General features: G+C 65.2%; 19 protein-coding genes. 11 read left to right on the plus strand and 8 right to left on the minus strand.

What is annotated here, in order from left to right; all coding sequences use genetic code 11:
- Positions 1 to 48: 48 nt before the first annotated feature.
- Positions 49 to 1479: a 16S rRNA (cytosine(967)-C(5))-methyltransferase RsmB gene (rsmB, locus tag HHL21_RS19525; protein WP_169469009.1), complete on the minus strand. Its 1431-nt coding sequence runs from the start codon at positions 1477 to 1479 to the stop codon at positions 49 to 51.
- Between the two features lie 182 nt (positions 1480 to 1661).
- Between rsmB and argS the strand changes: the two genes are divergently transcribed.
- From argS to HHL21_RS19560, 7 genes are read left to right on the plus strand one after another with little or no spacing between them, the layout of a single operon-like run.
- Complete coding sequence (gene argS, locus HHL21_RS19530; RefSeq protein ID WP_169469011.1) at positions 1662 to 3371, plus strand: arginine--tRNA ligase; 1710 nt, start codon at positions 1662 to 1664, stop codon at positions 3369 to 3371.
- Positions 3372 to 3390: 19 nt separating this feature from the next.
- Positions 3391 to 4026, plus strand: a complete 636-nt coding sequence (locus HHL21_RS19535; protein ID WP_169469013.1) for an SPOR domain-containing protein — start codon at positions 3391 to 3393, stop codon at positions 4024 to 4026.
- 24 nt (positions 4027 to 4050) lie between these two features.
- Complete coding sequence (locus HHL21_RS19540; RefSeq protein WP_169469015.1) at positions 4051 to 4722, plus strand: thiol:disulfide interchange protein DsbA/DsbL; 672 nt, start codon at positions 4051 to 4053, stop codon at positions 4720 to 4722.
- Positions 4723 to 4741: 19 nt separating this feature from the next.
- Entirely contained in the window at positions 4742 to 5515 is a 774-nt protein-coding gene (locus HHL21_RS19545) for an SDR family oxidoreductase (RefSeq protein ID WP_169469017.1), read from the plus strand.
- A complete protein-coding gene (locus HHL21_RS19550) occupies positions 5512 to 6279 on the plus strand; it encodes a biotin--[acetyl-CoA-carboxylase] ligase (RefSeq protein ID WP_169469019.1) in 768 nt (255 codons plus the stop codon). Before HHL21_RS19545 ends, HHL21_RS19550 begins: the two co-directional genes overlap by 4 nt.
- Before the next feature lies 1 nt (position 6280).
- Positions 6281 to 7009 (plus strand): type III pantothenate kinase, encoded by a 729-nt coding sequence (locus HHL21_RS19555; protein WP_169469021.1) that lies wholly within the window; start codon positions 6281 to 6283, stop codon positions 7007 to 7009.
- Positions 7010 to 7012: 3 nt separating this feature from the next.
- Complete coding sequence (locus tag HHL21_RS19560) at positions 7013 to 7711, plus strand: SPOR domain-containing protein (protein ID WP_169469022.1); 699 nt, start codon at positions 7013 to 7015, stop codon at positions 7709 to 7711.
- Positions 7712 to 7717: 6 nt separating this feature from the next.
- On the opposite strand, the gene HHL21_RS19565 is transcribed toward HHL21_RS19560, so the two are convergent.
- The 6 genes from HHL21_RS19565 to HHL21_RS19590 form a co-directional block, all read right to left on the minus strand.
- Positions 7718 to 8626, minus strand: coding sequence for a septal ring lytic transglycosylase RlpA family protein (locus HHL21_RS19565; protein ID WP_169469024.1), 909 nt, complete (start codon positions 8624 to 8626; stop codon positions 7718 to 7720).
- Entirely contained in the window at positions 8626 to 9738 is a 1113-nt protein-coding gene (gene rodA, locus HHL21_RS19570) for a rod shape-determining protein RodA (protein WP_169469026.1), read from the minus strand. The genes HHL21_RS19565 and rodA overlap by 1 nt, the downstream gene beginning before the upstream one ends.
- Positions 9739 to 9746: 8 nt before the next feature.
- Entirely contained in the window at positions 9747 to 11654 is a 1908-nt protein-coding gene (gene mrdA / locus HHL21_RS19575) for a penicillin-binding protein 2 (protein WP_169469028.1), read from the minus strand.
- A 7-nt stretch (positions 11655 to 11661) separates the two neighbouring features.
- Positions 11662 to 12174 (minus strand): rod shape-determining protein MreD, encoded by a 513-nt coding sequence (gene mreD, locus HHL21_RS19580; protein ID WP_169469030.1) that lies wholly within the window; start codon positions 12172 to 12174, stop codon positions 11662 to 11664.
- A complete protein-coding gene (gene mreC / locus HHL21_RS19585) occupies positions 12171 to 13193 on the minus strand; it encodes a rod shape-determining protein MreC (protein ID WP_169469032.1) in 1023 nt (340 codons plus the stop codon). Before mreC ends, mreD begins: the two co-directional genes overlap by 4 nt.
- 133 nt (positions 13194 to 13326) lie before the next feature.
- On the minus strand, positions 13327 to 14370 hold the full coding sequence (locus HHL21_RS19590) for a rod shape-determining protein (RefSeq protein WP_018057985.1): 1044 nt from the start codon (positions 14368 to 14370) through the stop codon (positions 13327 to 13329).
- 309 nt (positions 14371 to 14679) lie between these two features.
- Here HHL21_RS19590 and gatC point away from each other — a divergent pair, with 309 nt between their 5' ends.
- The 3 genes from gatC to gatB are packed head-to-tail and all read left to right on the plus strand — an operon-like array spanning position 14680 to position 17962.
- Positions 14680 to 14982: an Asp-tRNA(Asn)/Glu-tRNA(Gln) amidotransferase subunit GatC gene (gene gatC, locus HHL21_RS19595; protein ID WP_169469034.1), complete on the plus strand. Its 303-nt coding sequence runs from the start codon at positions 14680 to 14682 to the stop codon at positions 14980 to 14982.
- Positions 14983 to 15003: 21 nt separating this feature from the next.
- The gene (gene gatA / locus HHL21_RS19600) at positions 15004 to 16479 is read left to right on the plus strand and encodes an Asp-tRNA(Asn)/Glu-tRNA(Gln) amidotransferase subunit GatA (RefSeq protein ID WP_169469036.1); all 1476 of its coding nucleotides are present in this window, start codon (positions 15004 to 15006) and stop codon (positions 16477 to 16479) included.
- A gap of 22 nt (positions 16480 to 16501) precedes the next feature.
- Entirely contained in the window at positions 16502 to 17962 is a 1461-nt protein-coding gene (gene gatB, locus HHL21_RS19605) for an Asp-tRNA(Asn)/Glu-tRNA(Gln) amidotransferase subunit GatB (protein WP_169469038.1), read from the plus strand.
- 77 nt (positions 17963 to 18039) lie between these two features.
- On the opposite strand, the gene pyrE is transcribed toward gatB, so the two are convergent.
- A complete protein-coding gene (gene pyrE, locus HHL21_RS19610; RefSeq protein WP_169469040.1) occupies positions 18040 to 18702 on the minus strand; it encodes an orotate phosphoribosyltransferase in 663 nt (220 codons plus the stop codon).
- Between the two features lie 59 nt (positions 18703 to 18761).
- Here pyrE and HHL21_RS19615 point away from each other — a divergent pair, with 59 nt between their 5' ends.
- Entirely contained in the window at positions 18762 to 19532 is a 771-nt protein-coding gene (locus HHL21_RS19615) for an exodeoxyribonuclease III (RefSeq protein ID WP_169469042.1), read from the plus strand.
- Positions 19533 to 19632: the final 100 nt, after the last annotated feature.

Genomic DNA, 19632 nt, shown 5'->3' on the forward strand with positions numbered 1-19632 from the left:
AAGTGGGCCAGAGCCTTAATCATTGTTTGAATTGCCGGAGGACCCGTGTTACGCCGCCTTCTTTTGGAATAGCGCGTAAAACAAACCGTCGTGATCCTGCCCGGCAGCGGCGCCCGGAAGCAGCTGGCCTGGCGCGTCGAGGCGGATCGCCTGGTGGCGCACCGCGAACGCGGCGGCCTGCGCCTCCGATTCCTGGGGCCATAGCGAACATGTCACGAACAGCAATTTACCATTTGGCCGCAGCATCTGCCAAAGGTTGTCGAGAATTTTGGCCGAAAGTGTTGCAAGTTGGAGCGTGTCGCCTTTGCGGCGCAGCCAGCGGATATCCGGGTGGCGCCGCACGATGCCCGAGGCGGTGCACGGCACGTCGGCCAGGATGCGGTCGAACTGCTGGCCGTCCCACCAGTCGCTCTCCTGCGCCAGGGCGGCGGCCAGCGTGGCCTGCATGCCGAGGCGGTCGAGGTTCTCGCGCACCCGCACCAGCCGCTTGGGGTCGGAGTCGAGCGCGGTCAGGTCGACCCCGGCCAGTTCCAGGATATGCCCGGTCTTGCCGCCCGGGGCGGCGCAGGCGTCCAGCACGCGCATGCCGTCGGCCAGGTCGAGCAGCGGCGCGGCGATCTGGGCGCCGGCGTCCTGCACCGACACCACGCCGTCCTCGAAGCCCGGAATCTGCGTCACCGGCAGCGGCTTGTCGAGGCGGACCGCGCTTGGGCCGATCTGGCTGGCTTTGACGCCTGCCTCATGCAGCTGCGCCAGGTAGTCCGCGACGCTGCTCTTGCGCTGGTTGACGCGCAGGGTCAGCGGCGGCGCTTGATTGCCCGCAGTGAGTATCTGCTGCCACTGGCGCGGGTATGCCGCCTTGGCCGCGTCGATCCACCAGTCAGGATAGTTCCACTGCGCGACCGGCTGCCTGACCGCCTCGGCGACCAGCACGCTGCGCTCGCGCAGGAAGCGGCGCAGCACCGCGTTGACCATGCCGCGCGCATGCGCCATGTCGGGATGCGAGGCGGCCGCCGTGACAGCCTGGTCGACCACCGTGAATTCCTCGTAGGCCGCGGCCTCGCCTTCAGGCGTATCGAGCAGCGCCAGCGCGCTGCACAGCAGGCCGGCCAGCATCGGCGGCTCCGGCGCTTTCGATGTCATCAGGCTGACCAGTACCTCGCTGCGTCCCAGCTTGCGCATGGCGCGGTAGGCGATGTCCTGGATGGCGCCGCGCGCCGGCGGCGACGCGTCCATCACGCCGAACGCGACGCCGAGCGCCTGCGGCAAGGTCACTCCGCCGCGTACCTGCGCCACCGCGTGGGCCGCGCCGGTCAGCGCCAGCGCCAGCGAATCGTCGCGCAGGTCGGGCCGATAGCCGCTTTGCAGCACCGGCTTGACCTCGTAGCTGGGCCGGATCGCGGGCGCCGGGGCGCGTTTCGGCGCGCCGGTCTTGCTGGGCGCAGGCTTCAGGGAGAGCGTCGGGCGCTTATCGGTCATGGTCGTCTTTGCAATAGTGCTATGTAAAGGCGTCATTGTACCGGGTGAATCCCTAAGCCAAGCTTAAACACGGCATCGGCGCGCCGCTGCTGCCGGTACTCCGGGCCGCTCCAAACCAGTATAATTGACCAATCTTTGCCCGTGGCTTCGCCACCGCACCTTCACTTTACAGACCACCGCACATGCTCGCCCAACAAAAACAAGAAATCGCCGCCCTGTTCCAGGCCGCCCTCGCCCCTGTCCTCGAAGGCAGCGGCTTGAGCCCGACCGTCGTGCTGGAACGCCCGCGCGACCCGTCGCACGGCGACATCGCCTGCAATATCGCCATGCAGCTGGCCAAGCAGCTGAAGATGAACCCGCGCGACCTGGCCACCAAAATCGTCGCCGGCCTGCTCGAGAACCCGGCCGGCAAAGGCCTGGTCGAAAGCGCCGACATCGCCGGCCCGGGCTTCATCAACCTGCGCGTGGCCGCCAGCGCCAAGCAGTCGGTGGTGCGCACGATCATGCAGCAGCAAGCGCAATTCGGCCGCAGCGAACTTGGCCGGGGCAAGAAGGTCATCCTCGAATTCGTCTCGGCCAACCCGACCGGCCCGCTGCACGTCGGCCACGGCCGCCAGGCCGCGCTGGGCGACGCGCTGTCGGCGCTGTTCCAGGCGCAGGGATTCGCCGTCACCCGCGAGTTCTACTACAACGACGCCGGCGTGCAGATCGCGACGCTGGCCAACTCGGTGCAGGCGCGCGCGCACGGCATCAAGCCGGGCGACGCCGGCTGGCCCGAGTCGGCCTACAACGGCGACTACATCCAGGACATCGCCGACGATTTCATGGCCGGCAAAACCGTCTCGGCCAGCGACAGCACGCCGGCAACCGCCAGCGGCGACGCCGGCGACATCGAATCGATCCGCAAATTCGCGGTGACCTACCTGCGCAACGAGCAGGACATCGACCTGCAGGCGTTCGGCGTCAAATTCGATAACTACTACCTCGAATCCTCGCTTTACTCCGAAGGCAAGGTCGAAGCGGCGGTCGGCACGCTGGTCGGCTCGGGCAAGACCTACGAGCACGAGGGCGCGCTGTGGCTGCGCACCACCGAATACGGCGACGACAAGGACCGCGTGATGCGCAAGTCCGACGGCACCTTCACCTACTTCGTGCCGGACGTCGCCTACCACATCACCAAATGGCAGCGCGGCTTCGGCCAGGCCATCAACATCCAGGGCAGCGACCACCACGGCACCATCGCGCGCGTGCGCGCCGGCCTGCAGGCGGTCGCCATGGGCGTCCCGCAAGGCTATCCCGACTACGTGCTGCACAAGATGGTCACCGTGATGAAGGACGGCGAAGAGGTCAAGATATCCAAGCGCGCCGGTTCCTACGTCACCGTGCGCGACCTGATCGAATGGTCCGGCGGCGGCGAGATCGGCAAGGGCCGCGACGCGGTGCGCTTCTTCCTCATTTCGCGCAAGGCCGATACCGAATTCATTTTCGACGTCGACGTCGCGCTCAAGACTTCGGACGAGAACCCGGTGTATTACGTGCAGTACGCCCACGCCCGTATCTGCTCGGTGCTGGCGCAGTGGACCGGCGACGAGGCGCAGCTGGCCGGCGTCGACCTGTCGCCGCTGACCGCTCCGCGCGAGGCGACCTTGCTGGCGACGCTGGCGGCCTACCCGGAGATGCTGGAACGCGCGCTGACCGAACTGGGTCCGCACCAGGTGGCGTTCTACCTGCGCGAGCTGGCCGGCGAACTGCATGGCTACTACAACGCCGAACGCGTGCTGGTCGACGACGAAGCAACCAAACTGGCGCGCCTCGCGCTGATGGTCGCCACCCGCCAGGTCCTGCGCAACGGCCTCGCGCTGATCGGCGTGTCCGCACCAAACAAGATGTAACCCCCAAACCAGGGTCCAGATGAAAGCACATTTCCGCTCCGTTTCACCCGCGCGCCAGCGCGGCAATACGCTCACCGGCATCATCATCGGCCTGATCATCGGCCTGGTGATCGCCGTCATCGTGGCGCTCCTGATCACCAAGGGCGCCACCCCGTTCACCGACAAGTCCGGCAAGCTCGGAAAGATGGGCGAGCCGCAGGCCGGCCAGGCCGCCGATCCGAACAAGCCGCTGTACGGCGACAAGCAGGCGGCACGCGAAGCCAACAAGCAGTTCGCGGGCCAGCCGAAGGCCCCGGAGGCCGACCCGCTGGGCGACGTTATCGCCGCACTGCCGGCCGATCCGGCGCCGGCAGCACCAGCCGCCCCGGCTCCCGCAGCAGCGCCGGCGCCTGCGGCCAGCCCTGACGCGGGCGAAGACAAGATCATCTACTACCTGCAGGCCGGCGCCTTCCGCGAGATGGCCGACGCCGAGAACACCCGCGCCAAGCTGGCCCTGCTCGGCTTCGAAGCCGCCATCAGCGACCGCGCCAACGGCGCCGACGTGCTGCACCGCGTGCGTATCGGCCCGTACAACCAGGTCGAGACGATGAACCGCGCACGCGCCAAGCTGATTGACGCCGGTGTCGACGTCGCGATCGTGCGCAACCAAAAATAACTTTTCTCCCGGGAGCCTTCCAGCATGCGATTCATTCGTACCATCCTGTGCGCCGCGGCGCTGTGCGCCGTCACCGCAACCGCCAGCGCCTCGCCGGCCAATCCGGCCAACGGCGTCGAGTACCTGACCCTGCCGGAAGTCCAGAACACCGACTCGGGATCCAAGGTCGAAGTAACCGAGTTCTTCGATTACGCATGCCCGCACTGCCACGCTTTCGAGCCGGTGCTGGCCGAGTGGGTGAAAAAACAAGGCGCCAGCATCGTCTTCAAGCGCGTGCACATCACGCGTGGCCAGGGCGTGCTGCCGCAGCAGCGCCTGTACTACACGCTGGAGTCGCTGGGACTGGTCGAGCAGTACCACGCCAAAGTGTTCCATGCGATGCACGTGCAGCGCCAGCGTTTCGCCAGCGATGAAGCAGTGTTCGCATGGGCGGAGAAAGCCGGCATCGACCGCGCGAAGTTCATCGATGCCTACCGTTCGTTCGGCATGGAAGCCAAGACGCGCCGCGCCGCGGCCATGATGGAGGCCTACAAAATCGACCACTGGCCGATCCTCGCCGTCGGCGGACGCTACCTGACCTCCCCTTCGCTGGCCAGCGCCGCCGTCAAGACCGACCAGACTGAAGAAGATCAGCAGCAAAGCGGGCTACTGGTGCTGAACCACCTGGTCGCCAAAGCAAAAGCAGCCAATAAATAAGCAGGCGATGCGCCCGGCCATGACACGCGTATTCATTACGGGCGCATCCAGCGGCATTGGCGCGGCCCTCGCCGCCGAATACGCGGCGCGCGGCGCCACGCTCGGCCTGGTGGCGCGCCGCCATGAAGTCCTGGCGCAGCTTGCCGCCAGCCTTCCCAACGCCCACCTGCACAAGGTGTACGCGCTCGACGTCACCGACCATGCGGCGCTGGCCGCGGCGGCGCAGGACTTCATCGCCATCCACGGCGGCGCCGATGTGGTCATCGCCAACGCCGGCATCTCGCATGGCACCCTCACTGAATTTGCCGCCGACCTGCCGGTGTTCGACGCCATTCTCGCGACCAACGTCAGCGCGACCGTCGCCACCTTCGCGCCGTTCATCGCCACCATGAAGGCGCAATCCGGGCCGTGCCGCCTGGTCGGCATCGGCAGCGTGGCCGGCATCCGCGGCCTTCCGGGCGCCGGCGCCTACAGCGCATCGAAAGCGGCAGTGCTCAGCTACTGCGAATCGCTGCGGCTTGAACTCAAACGGGACGGCATCAAGGTCGTCACCATCGCACCCGGTTATATCGACACGCCGATGACCCGCCACAACAAGTATCCAATGCCGTTCCTGATGCCGGCTGCGCGCTTTGCCGTCAAGGCCGCCGACACAATCGAACGGGGCGCCAGCTACGCCGTCATCCCGTGGCAGATGGGGGTGGTCGCGAAGGTGCTGCGCTCACTGCCCAACGCGGTCTACGACTTCGCCTTTTCGCGCGCGCCGCACAAGGCGCGCAAGGCGACGCCATGAACGCCGCTGCGATCGAACAGCGCAGCCGCGCGCAGGTGGCGGTCGAAGTGGTCGGCCAGACCGGTTCGACCAACGCCGACCTGCTGGCGCGCGCATCCACGCTTGAAGGCCCTGTCCTGCTGGTCGCCGAACACCAGACCGCGGGGCGCGGACGGGCCGGCCGCAGCTGGCTATCCGCTCCCGGCGATTCGCTGACCTTCTCGCTCGCGTGGAAATTCGACCTGCCGCTGCAGCAGCTGGCCGGCCTGCCGCTGGCGGTCGGCGTCGCGCTGGCCGACGCGCTGTCCGCCTGCGGCGTACAGGTCCAGCTGAAGTGGCCAAACGACGTGCTCAAGGACGGCAGCAAGCTGGCCGGAGTGCTGATCGAAACCCAGGCGGCGCCTGGCGGCGGCATCTGGGCGGTGATCGGCATCGGCATGAACCTGCGCATGCCGGACGACCTGGAGGAACGCATCGGGCGCACCGTGGCCGCCGCGCCATGGCTGGCCCGGATGGACCGCGACGACCTGATGGCGGCGCTGCTGGCCAGCCTTGCGGCCGCCCTGGGCGAATTCCGCCAGGCCGGCTTTGGCGCCTTCAGCGCGCGCTGGAACCGCCTGCACGCATGGCCGGGCCGCCGGGTATCGATCCTCGACAATGGCGCCGTCCTGCACGACGGGATCGCCGCCGGGGTCGACGACAGCGGACGCCTGCTGCTCGACGGCGCCGAAGGCCGCATCACGGTGCTGGCCGGCGACGTCTCGCTGCGCACGCGGGAGCACTGACATGATCCTCCTGGTCGACGCCGGCAATACGCGCATCAAGTGGGCGCTGGTGGAACAAGGCGCCTCGCCGGGCCAATGGGCAGCCAGCGGCGCCTCCGCGAACGCCGACCTGAACCACCTGCCGGAAGCCTGGCAGGGCGCCAGCATTGAACGGGTCATCGTATCCAACGTGGCCGGACAGCGGCTGCGCGACCAGCTGCAGCTGATGCTGCCGCCGGTCGCGGTCAGCTGGTTTGCTTCCGTGCCCGAACTGGCGGGCCTTCGCAACAGTTACCGCAATCCTTCACAGCTTGGCTGCGACCGTTTTGCCGCGGCCCTTGGCGCACGCGCGCTGGCGCCGGGGCAGGCGCTGGTGGTCGCCACCTGCGGCACCGCAACGACCATCGACGCGGTCGGCGCGGATGGCGTGTTTTTAGGCGGGATGATTTTGCCGGGACTGGGCCTGATGGCCGCTTCGCTGGCGGCCAACACGGCGCAGCTGCCGCAGGTGGCAGCCGGCAGTGCGGCGGCGCCGCCGTTCGCCGACAATACCGACGACGCGATCCGGTCCGGCTGCCTGTCGGCGCAGGTGGGCGCTATCGAGCGCGCCAGCCGCCTGCACGGGGGCGCGTTGTGCCTTATCTCGGGGGGCGCCGCTCCGCACATCGCGCCGGCACTGTCCATCCTTCACCGGCTGGTCGATAATATCGTGCTGGTCGGATTGCATGCCGCCGCCACATCTACGGGATAAGCTGTGCTGAAATTTCTCTTCTGGATTCTGCTGTCGATTAACGCCGCCCTGTTTGCGTATGGGCGCGGCTACCTTGGCAACTTCAAGGGTAACGAACGCGAGCCGGCGCGCACGAAAAACCAGGTCAGCGCCGACAAGCTGAAAGTGGTGCCCGCCGCCCAGGCCACTGCCGCAAAAGCGGCGGAGCCTTCACCCGCGCCGCCGGCGCCTGCATTGCAAGCAGTGGCGGCCAGCCCGGCGCTGATCGCCTGCGTCGAAGTCGGCAACCTGACCGCCCAGGAAGCGCGCCGTTTCGACAGCCGCATCGCCGCCCTCGGGCAGCTCAAGCCGGTGCGCCAGAACGTGACGACGACGGAAGTGGGCAGCTACATGGTGCATATCGCGCCGCAGGCGACGCGCGCGGCAGCCGACAGCAAGGCGGAAGAATTGAAAAACCTCGGCGTCACGAATTACTACGTCATTCCGGACAATACGCCGATGAAGTGGGCGATTTCGCTGGGCGTGTTCAAATCGGAAAACGCGGCCAAGACCTTGCTCGCTGCGCTGAACAAGCAGGGCGTGCAAGACGCCCGCATCAGCGGCCGCGGCACGCAGGTGACCCGTGTGAACTACCGTTTCCGCGATATCGACACGGCCACCCGCGACCGGCTCGATCGAATCGCCGCATCCTTCCCCGGCCAGCGCGCACGCAGCTGCAAGTAGCGCGCCTTAGCGCCTGACCACCATCGGGTTCAGGCCCATCGCCTTCAGTTCGCGCATCGCTTCGTTGGCCTCGTCACGGCTGGCGAACGGGCCGCTGAACAGGCGGTGCATGGACCCGCCCTTCACCACTTCAAGCGCGCCGCGCACAGCGGCACGGTTGCGCAGGCGCGCGCGCGCCTGTTCCGCCTTTTCGGCGAGCGTGTAGGCGCCCAGTTGCAGGTAGAACGCGTTCGCCGTTTGCGGCGCATTGCGCCTCTGCGCGGCGACGTTGATGACGCCGTCAGGCAGCAGGCGCTCGACTTCCACCTCGTGGCTGCCTTTCCCGAGCAGGCCAAGCTTGAGCGCGGCCGTAAACGACACGTCGATCACGCGGCCGGCATGGAACGGGCCGCGGTCGTTGATGCGCACCACCACTTGCTTGCCGCTGGAGATATTGGTCACGCGCGCATATGACGGGATCGGCAAGGTCGGATGGGCCGCGGTCATCTTGTACATGTCGTACAGCTCGCCGGACGAGGTGCGCTGGCCGTGGAATTTCTTGCCGTACCAGCTGCTGACGCCGCGCTGCACGAACGCCTCCTCGTTGACTATCGGGACATAGGTCTTGCCGAACACGGTGTACGACCGGTTGGCGTATTTCGAGTACGGCTCGGCGCGCACTTCGGCGTCAGCCACGTCCTTCAGGTTGGAAGGCGGATTGTCGCCCGGGCCATCGTCCTTGTAGTAACCGCCGCGGCCTGATCCGGCGGCCGGCAGCAGCGGCATGTCCGGGTCGACCGACGGGTGGCGCTCCGCCTTGTGCAAAGGAGTCGGGAACGGCCACAGCGAACGCTGCTTGCCGCCCGAGGTGCTGCCGCAACCGGCCAGCACCAGGGCGAGCAGCGCAAGGGACAGCCTTGCCAGCGCGGGCGCCATCAAGTCTGCACCAGCTTGCGGTGGCGCTGGATACTCATCAGGATGCCGAGGCACAGTCCCAATGTCATCAGCGCGGTGCCGCCGTAGCTCAGGAACGGCAGCGGGACGCCGACAACCGGCAGGATTCCGCTCACCATGCCCATGTTAATAAACACGAAGGTGAAGAAGATCATCGAGATCGCCCCGGCCAGCAGCCGTGAGAACAGGTTGGCCGCATTCGCCGCGATCATGAGACCGCGCCCGATCAGCAGCAGGTACAGGAACAGCAGGACCAGGATGCCCACCAGCCCGAATTCTTCGGCAAACACCGCGAACACGAAGTCGGTGGTGGCCTCGGGGACGAATTCAAGGTGGGCCTGCGAGCCATGCAGCCAGCCCTTGCCCCACACTCCGCCGGAACCGATCGCGATGATCGACTGCAGGATGTGGAAGCCCTTGCCGAGCGGGTCGGCGGTCGGGTCGATCAGCGTCATCACGCGGTCGCGCTGGTAATCGTGCATCAGCGACCAGGCCACCGGCAGGCTGGCGAAGAACGCCACCACCAGGCCGGCTATCGCCTTCCACGACAGCCCGGCCAGGAAAATCACGTACATGCCGGCGGCGAGCACCAGCAGCGAGGTGCCGAGGTCGGGCTGCAGCTGGATCATTCCGACCGGGATGGCTAGCAAGACAGCCGCGACCAGGAATGAACTCAACTTCACCACCCCGGCGCGCTGCTGGAAGTACCAGGCAAGCATCAGCGGCATCGCGATTTTCATGATTTCGGACGGTTGGATATCGATACCGATGTGCAGCCAGCGGCGCGAGCCTTTTTTGATAATCCCGAACATGAACACCGCAATCAGCAGCGCGACGCCGAACGCATAAATCGGCACTGCGAGGCGCATCAGCAACTGCGGCGGCACCAGGGCGGCAATCCACATGAAGACGAACGACACGATGATGTTGCGGATCTGGCCTTCGACCCGGCCCGGGAAATCGATACCGGCCGAGTACAGCGTCACCAGGCTGGTGGCAAACAGCAGGAACACGATCATCGCCAGCGGGCCGTCGAAGACGGTGAAGTAGGGCCGCATGCGGCGCCAGAGCGAGCGGCGTTCGTTGATGCGCATGTTATTCCTTAGTGTGCAGGCGCTGCCGCGGGATCCGGCTTCGGCTGGTCCTTGATCACCGGGCGCTTCCCGAGCAGGTAGTAATCCATCGCCTTGCGCGCGATCGGCGCTGCAGTAGCGGCGCCGAAGCCGGCGTTCTCGACCACCATCGCCAGCGCGATGCGTGGCTTGTCGGCCGGCGCGAACGCGACGTACAGCGCGTTGTCGCGGAACCGTTCGGCGATCCGGCTGGCGTTGTACTTCTGGCCTTTCAGCCCGATCACCTGCGCGGTACCGGTCTTGCCGGCCGACGTGTAGCCTGCATTCGCAAACGCAATGCGGCCGGTGCCGGTAGGTTCGGTATTCACGCCTACCAGCGCGCGCTTGATCACGTCGATGTTTTCCTGCTTGAGCGGCACGCGCCGCGTTTCCTTCGGCACGGTCAGGGTGCGGGCGCGAGTGGCGCCGTCCTCGACGATCTTGACCAGGTGCGGCTTCATCACCACGCCGTTGTTGGCCAGGATCGAGACGGCGTGCGCCAGCTGCAGCATGGTGTAGTTGTTGGCGCCCTGCCCGATGCTCACCGAGATGGTCTCGCCCGCGTGCCACTTCTGCATGGCCTTGTTGTTCTTGTAGCGCTCGCGCTTCCAGGCGGTCGACGGCAGCACGCCGGTTTTTTCGTGTTCCAGGTCGATGCCAGTCTTTTCGCCGAACCCGAACTGCTTCATGAAGGCGTGGATGTTATCGACCCCCATCTCGTTGCCGAGCTGGTAGTAGTAGGTATCGCATGAGGCGACAATCGAATCGTGCATGTTGACGAAGCCGTGGCCGCCAGGCTTGTCGTCGTTGAAGCGGTGCCCGCCGAGCATGAAGAAACCGGCATCCGAAATGCCCTGCGACGGCGTGCGGCGGCCCTGCTCGAGCGCGGCCAGCGCCATGAACGGCTTGAAGGTCGATCCGGGCGGGTAGGTGCCCGACAGCGGACGGTTCATCATCGGCCGGTCCTCCGACGTATTGAGTTCGTTCCAGTTCTGCGAGTCGATACCGTCGACGAACAGGTTGGGGTCGTAGCCGGGGCGCGAGACGTAAGCCAGCACGTCGCCGGTTTCCGGCTCGATCGCCACGAAGGCGCCCTTGAAGTCACCGTACGCCTGCTCTACGATCTTCTGCAGCTCGATGTCGACCGACAGGATCAGGTTGCTGCCGGGGGTCGACTCGGTGCGCGACAGGGTCGATACCGCGCGTCCGCCGGCGGTCTTGATGACTTTTTCGTAGCCGGTGCGGCCGTGCAGGTGCGCCTCGTAGCTTTTTTCGAGTCCTTCCTTGCCGATGTGGTCGGTGCCGGCATAATTGGCCGCATCTTCGCTGGCGTCGATCACCTTGGCATCGCGTTGGTTGATGCGGCCGATGTAGCCGATCACGTGCGACGCGACCTCGCCCTGCGGATACTGGCGGAACAGGCGCGCCTGCACCTCGACGCCAGGGAATCGAAAACGCTGCGCGGTAAACCGGGCCACTTCGTCGTCGGTCAGGCGGGTACGCAGCGGCACGCTGGCGAAGCTGCGCGACTCTTCCAGCAGGCGCTTGAAGCGCTTGCGGTCGCGCGGCGTCACTTCGACCAGCGTGGACAGCTCGTCGATCACCGACTCGAGGCTGGACTGCAGCTTGGACGGCGTGATTTCAAGCGTGTAGGCCGAGAAGTTACGGGCCAGGACCACGCCGTTGCGGTCCACGATCAGGCCGCGGTTCGGCACGATCGGCACGATCGCGATGCGGTTGTCCTCGGCCTGCGCCGCGTAGTCGTTGTACTTGATGACCTGCAGCCAGACGAAGCGCGCCACCAGCACGCCGAAACCGATAAACACAATACCGACGAACGCCGCAAGGCGCATGCGGAAGCGGTGGATCTCCCGGTCGTTGTTCTTAATTTCAGTCATCGCTGCTTCAGATCGGGCGCGTGTGGTCGCGGTCGACCGCGCGCCGTTGCGGCGCCATCAGCAAGGACGAGATCACGGGCCACAGCGCGATCGCCACGGCGCTTTCGACAAACTGCAGCCAGCCGGAGAACTTGCCCGAGCCGATCAGGTGCACCAGCATCTGGATCGCCTGCGCCATCAGCAGCAGCGGCAGGACGTGGATCGCCTGCGTCATCACCGGGAACCACAGGACGCGGCGGTGGATCATGATCGCGAAGTAGGACAGCAGCGTATAGGCCAGCGCGTTCTCGCCCAGCAGGGTCGCTTCATGCACGTCCATCAGGAGGCCCATGAAGAAGGCGACGCCGATGCCGACCTTGCGCGGCTGCTTGATGCCCCAGAAGACCAGCACCAGCGCGACGAAGTCGGGAACGCCGATCCACTTCCCCCAGGGGAGCAGGTTGAGCATGAAGGAGCAGGTCAGGCTGAACGCGATGAACAGCGGGCTGACCGGCAGCAGGATGTAATGTGGACGGTTCATCGTGTGGTCTCCGGAGCCGTGGCCGTGGCCGTGGCCGTCGCAGGTGCGGCGGCGGGCGGCGCCGCCACGGCCGGGCGCGCGGACGGCGGCAGCTGCGGTGCGCGCGGCGTGTCGAGCGGCGCCATTTTCGGAAGCAGGCTGCGCTTGGCCGGCGGCGGCGCCTCTTCAGGCGGACGCGGAGGCAGGTCGGGCAGCGACATCAAAATCAGCAGCTGGCGGTTGCGGTCGACGCCGGCCAGCGGCTGGCACACCACGCGGCCGAATGCGCCGGCGGCGTTGTTTTCGACCTGGACCACTTTCGCCACGGCCAGGCCGGCCGGATAGACGCCATCCATGCCGGACGTGATCAAGACGTCGCCGACCTGCACGTCCGCGTTCGGCGCGACAAAGCGCAGCTCCAGCGTGCCGGCGTTGCCGCGGCCATGGGCGACGCTGCGCAAGCCATTGCGCAGCACCTGGACCGGGATGGCCTGCTCCTTGTCGGTCAGCAGGGTCACTTCGGACGTGAACGGGAATACGCGGGTGACCTGGCCGACCACGCCGGCGTTGTCGATCACCGGAAGGCCGAGCGCGACGCCGTTGCGCGCGCCGCGGTCGAGCACGATCTTGCGCGCCGACGGGTCACGCGCGTCGTACAGGATCTCGCTCATCATCGACTTGACCGGAATGTGGGCACGCGCGCCCATCAGCTTGCGCAGGTGCGCGTTTTCGGCCATTTCAAGGCGCGCCTGCTGCATCAGCTGCGCGCTGGACGCCTGCTGGCTTTTGAGGTCGTGGACTTCCTTCTGCAGCGCGGACAGCGACGAAAAGTAGCTGCCCATGGTCGTTACGACCTCGCGCGGCATCAGCGCGGCCATCTGCAGGGGATAAAGGACGGTGCCGGCGACCTGGCGGATTGTGGCCAGCGTGTTCATGCGCGCGTCGACCAGCAGCAGCATGATGGAGATAAGAGCGAACACCGTCACCTTGACCCGCGCTGGGGCGCCTTGCTTGAAGAGTGGCGGTGGGCTGTATTCCATGAATTTCAGGTATGAAGATGACGGCGCGCTGCGCCAGGGTCACCGTGCGGGGCGCGCACACGCCCCGCGCCGAAACAGGCATCCGTGCCGGGGCACAGGGCGGGCCGCCGCAAGTGCGGCCAGCGCAGGCCGATCACTCGTAGGAGAAGATCGAGCCAAGCTTGTCCATGCGTTCGAGCGCCATGCCCGAACCGCGCACCACGCAGGTCAGCGGGTCTTCGGCGACCAGCACCGGCAGGCCGGTTTCTTCCATCAGCAGGCGGTCCAGGTCGCGCAGCAGCGCGCCGCCGCCGGTCAGCATCATGCCCTTTTCGGCGATGTCGGCGCCCAGTTCGGGCGGGGTCTGTTCGAGCGCGTTCTTCACCGCCGACACGATGTTGTTGAGCGGGTCGGTCAGCGCTTCGAGGATCTCGTTGGACGAAATCGTGAACGAACGCGGAATGCCTTCGGACAGGTTGCGGCCCTTGACTTCCATTTCCTTGACTTCCGAGCCAGGGAACGCCGAACCGATGGCCTTCTTGATCGCCTCGGCGGTCTGCTCGCCGATCAGCATGCCGTAGTTGCGGCGGATGTAGTTGACGATCGCCTCGTCGAACTTGTCGCCGCCGACGCGCACCGACCCTTTGTACACCATGCCGCCCAGCGAGATGATGCCCACTTCGGTGGTGCCGCCGCCGATGTCGACGACCATCGAGCCGGTTGCATCCGACACCGGCAGGCCGGCGCCGATGGCCGCGGCCATTGGCTCTTCGATCAGGTAGACCTGCGATGCGCCGGCGCCGAGCGCCGATTCGCGGATCGCGCGGCGCTCGACCTGGGTCGAACCGCACGGCACGCAAATGATGATGCGCGGCGAAGGACGGAAGAATTTGGAGTCGTGCACCATGCGGATGAACTGCTTGAGCATCTGCTCGGTGACGGTAAAGTCGGCGATCACGCCGTCTTTCATCGGGCGGATCGCTTCGATATTGCCAGGCACCTTGCCGAGCATCTGCTTCGCTTCCTTACCAACTGCCTGGATGGTCTTCTTGCCGTTAGGGCCGCCTTCCTGGCGAATTGCCACCACCGATGGCTCGTCCAGTACGATGCCGAGGCCACGCACGTAAATCAGCGTATTTGCGGTACCAAGGTCAATTGCGAGATCGTTCGAAAAATAGCTGCGTAAAAAACCAAACATGTGTGTCCTGTAGCGCAATCGGCTGCGCATTTAACATTAATAAGGATACCGTCGCCGCGCGTATCTTGTCGCACCGTCGCGCAGTTTCGCAAGCTGCGAAGGCCAGGATTCAGCCTCCGCAACGCATTAGCCCGCCATTCTACCTTATAATTTGGCGTGTAAATGCTGAAAAACCGGTGTTTTCCATGCCAGTTCGCTCGACGAGATCGGCGGCATTAACAAGCTTTTATCGTCTTTAACGCTCTGTTATTCAAGTTTCACCATTCGCCCACAACATTTTAAACGCGGCCAGCGCCGCGCTATCCTGCCATGTCCCTGACACTTTCAGATGTAAAACGCATTGCCCACCTGGCGCAGCTCGATATGGACGAGGCCCACGCCGCGACCGCATTGAATGAATTGAACGGCATTTTCGCGCTGGCCGAGCAAATGCAGGCGATCGATACCACCGGTGTGGCGCCGCTGTCGCAGCCGCTGGCCGCCGTCATGGATACGCTGACGCTGCGCCTGCGCGACGACGTGGTCACCGAGGAAAACCGCCGCGACGATTACCAAGCGCCGGCGCCGAAAACCCAGGACGGCCTGTACCTGGTACCAAAAGTTATTGAGTAATCACGGATTCGACCACCAGCCATGCATACTAAAACCCTGAAACAGCTGTCCGAACTCCTGCATGCGAAACAGGTGTCCGCCACCGAACTGGCCTCGCAATACCTTGCGCGCATCAAGTCGAGCGACCTGAACGCCTTCCTGCACGTCGACGAATCGCTGACCCTGGCGCAAGCGGCGGCGGCCGACGTACGCCTGGCCGGCGGCAGCGCCGGCCCGCTGACCGGCGTGCCGATCGCGCACAAGGACATCTTCGTCACGCGCGACTGGCGCTCGACGGCCGGCTCGAAAATGCTGGGCAATTACACCAGCCCGTTCAACGCCACCGTGGTCGAGCGCTTCAACGCGGCCGGCATGGTCCACCTCGGCAAACTCAATTGCGACGAATTCGCGATGGGCTCGTCGAACGAGAACTCGGCCTTCGGCGCGGTGAAGAACCCGTGGGACAAGCTGGCGGTGCCGGGCGGCTCCTCGGGCGGCTCGGCCGCCGCGATTGCCGCGCGCCTGGCGCCGGCGGCCACCGCGACCGACACCGGCGGCTCGATCCGCCAGCCGGCAGCGTTCTGCGGCGTCACCGGCATCAAGCCGACCTATGGTCGCGTCTCGCGCTTCGGCATGATCGCGTTCGCCTCGTCGCTCGACCAGGGCGGCCCGATCGCGCAGACCGCGGAAGACTGCGCGCTGCTGCTCAACGAGATGATCGGCTTCGACGAGCGCGACGCGACTTCGCTGACCGCTGAACAGGGCAACGTGCGCGAAGACTTCGCGCGCGACCTCGCCAAGCCGCTCGGCGGCCTGCGCATCGGCGTGCCGACGGAGTACTTCGGCGAAGGCCTGGCCGCCGACGTCGAACAGGCGGTGCGCGCAGCGCTCGACGAATTCGTCAAGCTCGGCGCGACCCTGGTCGACATCACGCTGCCGAAAACCTCGCTGTCGATCCCGGTCTACTACATCATCGCGCCGGCGGAAGCATCGTCGAACCTGTCGCGCTTCGACGGCGTGCGCTACGGCCACCGGGCCCCCGAGTACAAGGACCTGCAGGACATGTACAAGAAGACGCGCGCCCAAGGCTTCGGCCCGGAAGTACAGCGCCGCATCATGGTCGGCACCTACGTGCTGTGCCACGGCTACTACGACGCCTACTACCTGCAGGCGCAGAAGATCCGCCGCATGATCGCCGACGACTTCCAGTCGGTCCTCGGCGACAAGTGCGACGTCATCATGGGCCCGGTGGCGCCGACGGTAGCGTGGGACCTGGGCGACAAGTCGAACGACCCGGTGGCCAACTACCTGGCCGACATCTTCACGCTGTCGACCAGCCTGGCCGGCCTGCCGGGCATGTCGATCCCGTGCGGCTTCGGCCAGGGCGACAAGAACAGCAAGCGCCCGGTCGGCCTGCAAATCATCGGCAACTACTTCGCCGAAGCGAAGCTGCTGAACATCGCGCACCAGTTCCAGCAGGCGACCGACTGGCATACGCGCGCTCCAAGCGGCATCTAACATTCAAAGAAGCGAGAAACCTATGCAATGGGAAGTCGTCATCGGTCTTGAGAACCACGTCCAGCTCACGACCAACTCCAAAATTTTCAGCGGCAGCTCGATCCAGTTCGGCGCCGAGCCGAACACCCAGGCCAGCCCGGTCGACCTGGCGCTGCCCGGCGTGCTGCCAGTGATGAACAAGGGCGCGGTCGAACGCGCCATCCGCCTCGGCCTGGCCGTCGGCGCAAAGATCGCGCCGAGCTCCGTCTTCGCGCGCAAGAACTACTTCTACCCCGACCTGCCGAAGGGTTACCAGATCAGCCAGTTCGAAGACCCGGTGGTCATCGGCGGCCAGCTCACCTTCGGCTACGAAAAGGACGGCAAGCTCGAGACCAAGACGGTCAACCTGACCCGCGCCCACCTCGAGGAAGACGCCGGCAAATCGCTGCACGAAGACTATGCCGGCATGACCGGCATCGACCTCAATCGCGCCGGCACGCCGCTGCTGGAGATCGTGTCGGAACCGGAGATGCGCAGCTCGGCCGAAGCGGTCGCGTATGCGAAAGCGCTGCACTCGCTGGTGGTCTGGCTCGGCATCTGCGATGGCAATATGCAGGAAGGCTCGTTCCGCTGCGACGTCAACGTTTCGGTGCGGCCAAGCGGCCAGAAGGAATTCGGCACCCGCTGCGAGATCAAGAACCTGAACTCGTTCCGCTTCATGGAAGAAGCGATCGCCTACGAAGTGCGGCGCCAGATCGAACTGATCGAAGACGGCGGCAAGGTGCAGCAAGCGACGCGCCTGTGGGACCCGGACAAGAAGGAAACGCGCGCGATGCGCACCAAGGAAGACGCCCAGGACTACCGCTACTTCCCTGACCCTGACCTGCCGCCGCTGGTGATCTCGCAAGAGTGGGTCGAGCGGATCAGGGCCGACATGCCGGAACTGCCGGCGGCGATGCGCGTGCGTTTCGTCAGCGACTACGCGCTGCCGGAATACGACAGCCTGATCCTGACCTCGTCGCACGAGATGGCGGCCTACTTCGAAGCCGTCGTGGCCAAGGCCGGCAAGGAAAATGCGAAGGCCGCCGCCAACTGGCTGATGGGCGACGTCTCGTCGACCCTGAACCGCGAAGGCGTCAGCATTGCGGAGTCGCCGGTCGAAGCATCGCAGCTCGCGCTGCTGCTCAAGCGGATTGCCGACGGCACCATCTCGAACAAGATCGCCAAGGAAGTGTTCGGCGCGATGTGGGAAGCGAAGTCGACTGACGAGCACATTGCCGACGCGATCATCGACCAGAAAGGCCTGCGCCAGATTTCGGACAGCGGCGCGCTGGAAAAGATTGTCGACGACGTCCTCGCTGCCAACGAAAAATCCGTTGAACAATACCGCGCCGGCAAGGAAGCGGCCATCAACGCGCTGATCGGCCAGGCGATGAAAGCCTCGAAAGGCAAAGCCAATCCTGCCCAGCTGACGGAACTGCTGAAGAAAAAACTCGCGGGATAAAGTTTTCGCTTAATTAAATCGGGGTCCGTCCCCGGGGACGGACCCCGATTTTTATATGCCGAAACATTCTAAAATCTTTACACGCCGTAACGGGTGCGGTAGGCGGCGACGGCTTCCTTGTACTGGCCCAGCTGCCGGTCGGCGCCTTCGGCGTTGAGGTAGGTGAACAGGTCGTCGAGGTTGGCGATCGAGATCACCGGGATGCCGAACTCGCGGCTGACTTCCTGTACCGCCGAACTGGCCGACAGCGCGTCGTCCTTGCCCGAACGTTCCATGCGGTCGAGCGCGATCAGTACCGCGCATGGCTCGGCGCCGGCCGCGCGGATCATCTGCACCGATTCGCGCACCGAGGTGCCGGCCGAGATCACGTCGTCGATGATGACGACCTTCCCTTGCAGCTTGGCGCCGACGATCGTGCCGCCTTCGCCGTGGTCCTTGGCTTCCTTGCGGTTGAAGGCGAACGAGGTGTCGCGGCCCTTGCCGGCCAGCGCCACAGCGGTCGCGGAGGCGAGCGTAATGCCTTTGTAGGCGGGCCCGAACAGCATGTCGAATTCGACGCCGGAGTCGAGCAGCGTCTGGGCGTAGAATTGCGCCAGCTGGCCGAGCGTCGCGCCTTCGTGGAACAGGCCCGCGTTGAAGAAGTACGGCGACAGGCGCCCCGCCTTGGTCGTAAATTCACCGAAGCGCAACACGCCCGTGGATACTGAAAAAGCGATAAACTGTTGGCGCAAATTGTTCACGAAGACCTCACTGTTAAAATCTGGCGGTATTTTACGCCACCCCTACTCCCCCTGGAACCATGCCACGAATTATTTCAGCGAACCTGAACGGAATCCGCTCCGCCCACAAGAAGGGTTTCTTCAACTGGATGGCGGCGCAAACCGCCGACTTCATCTGCGTGCAGGAGCTGAAGGCGCAGCTGCCTGACATGACCGAGGAGTTCCTCGCCCCGGGCGGCTATCACGGCCACTTCCATTACGCCGAGAAGAAGGGCTACTCGGGCACCGGTATCTACAGCCGCGCCAAGCCGGATGCGGTGCGCACCGGTTTCGGCTGCCCCGAGTTCGATGCGGAAGGCCGCTACGTGCGCTGCGATTTCGGCGACCTGTCGATCATTTCCGTGTACTGCCCATCCGGCTCGTCGTCGCCGGAACGGCAGGAGGCGAAGTTCCGCTTCATGGAGGTGTTCCTGCCCCACCTGCTCGAGCTGAAGGCGGAAGGCCGCGAGGTCGTCATCTGCGGCGACTGGAATATCGCGCACCACGAAATCGACCTGAAGAACTGGAAGGGCAACAAGAAGAACTCGGGCTTCCTGCCAGAGGAGCGCGCGTGGCTGACCCGCATCTTCGACGAACTTGGTTTCGTCGATGTCCACCGCGGCATCGACAAGCGCGAGGAGCAGTACACCTGGTGGAGCAACCGCGGCCAGGCCTGGGCCAAGAACGTCGGTTGGCGCATCGACTATCACGTCGCTACCCCCGGCATCGCGGCGCAGGCGAAAACCGTCGCGATCTACAAGGATGAGCGCTTTTCCGACCACGCCCCGCTGATCATCGATTACGGCTTCTGAGCCGACCTTCTTGTCAAAAACCCAGCTATTCATGACGCATGGCCCATGACTAGCGTGGTTTTTCAGCACGATTAAGTTGCCACCACGCAAATTCCGTGCT

Origin of the sequence: Massilia polaris (genome assembly GCF_012927275.1) — a bacterium.
Lineage (GTDB): Bacteria > Pseudomonadota > Gammaproteobacteria > Burkholderiales > Burkholderiaceae_D > Telluria_A > Telluria_A polaris.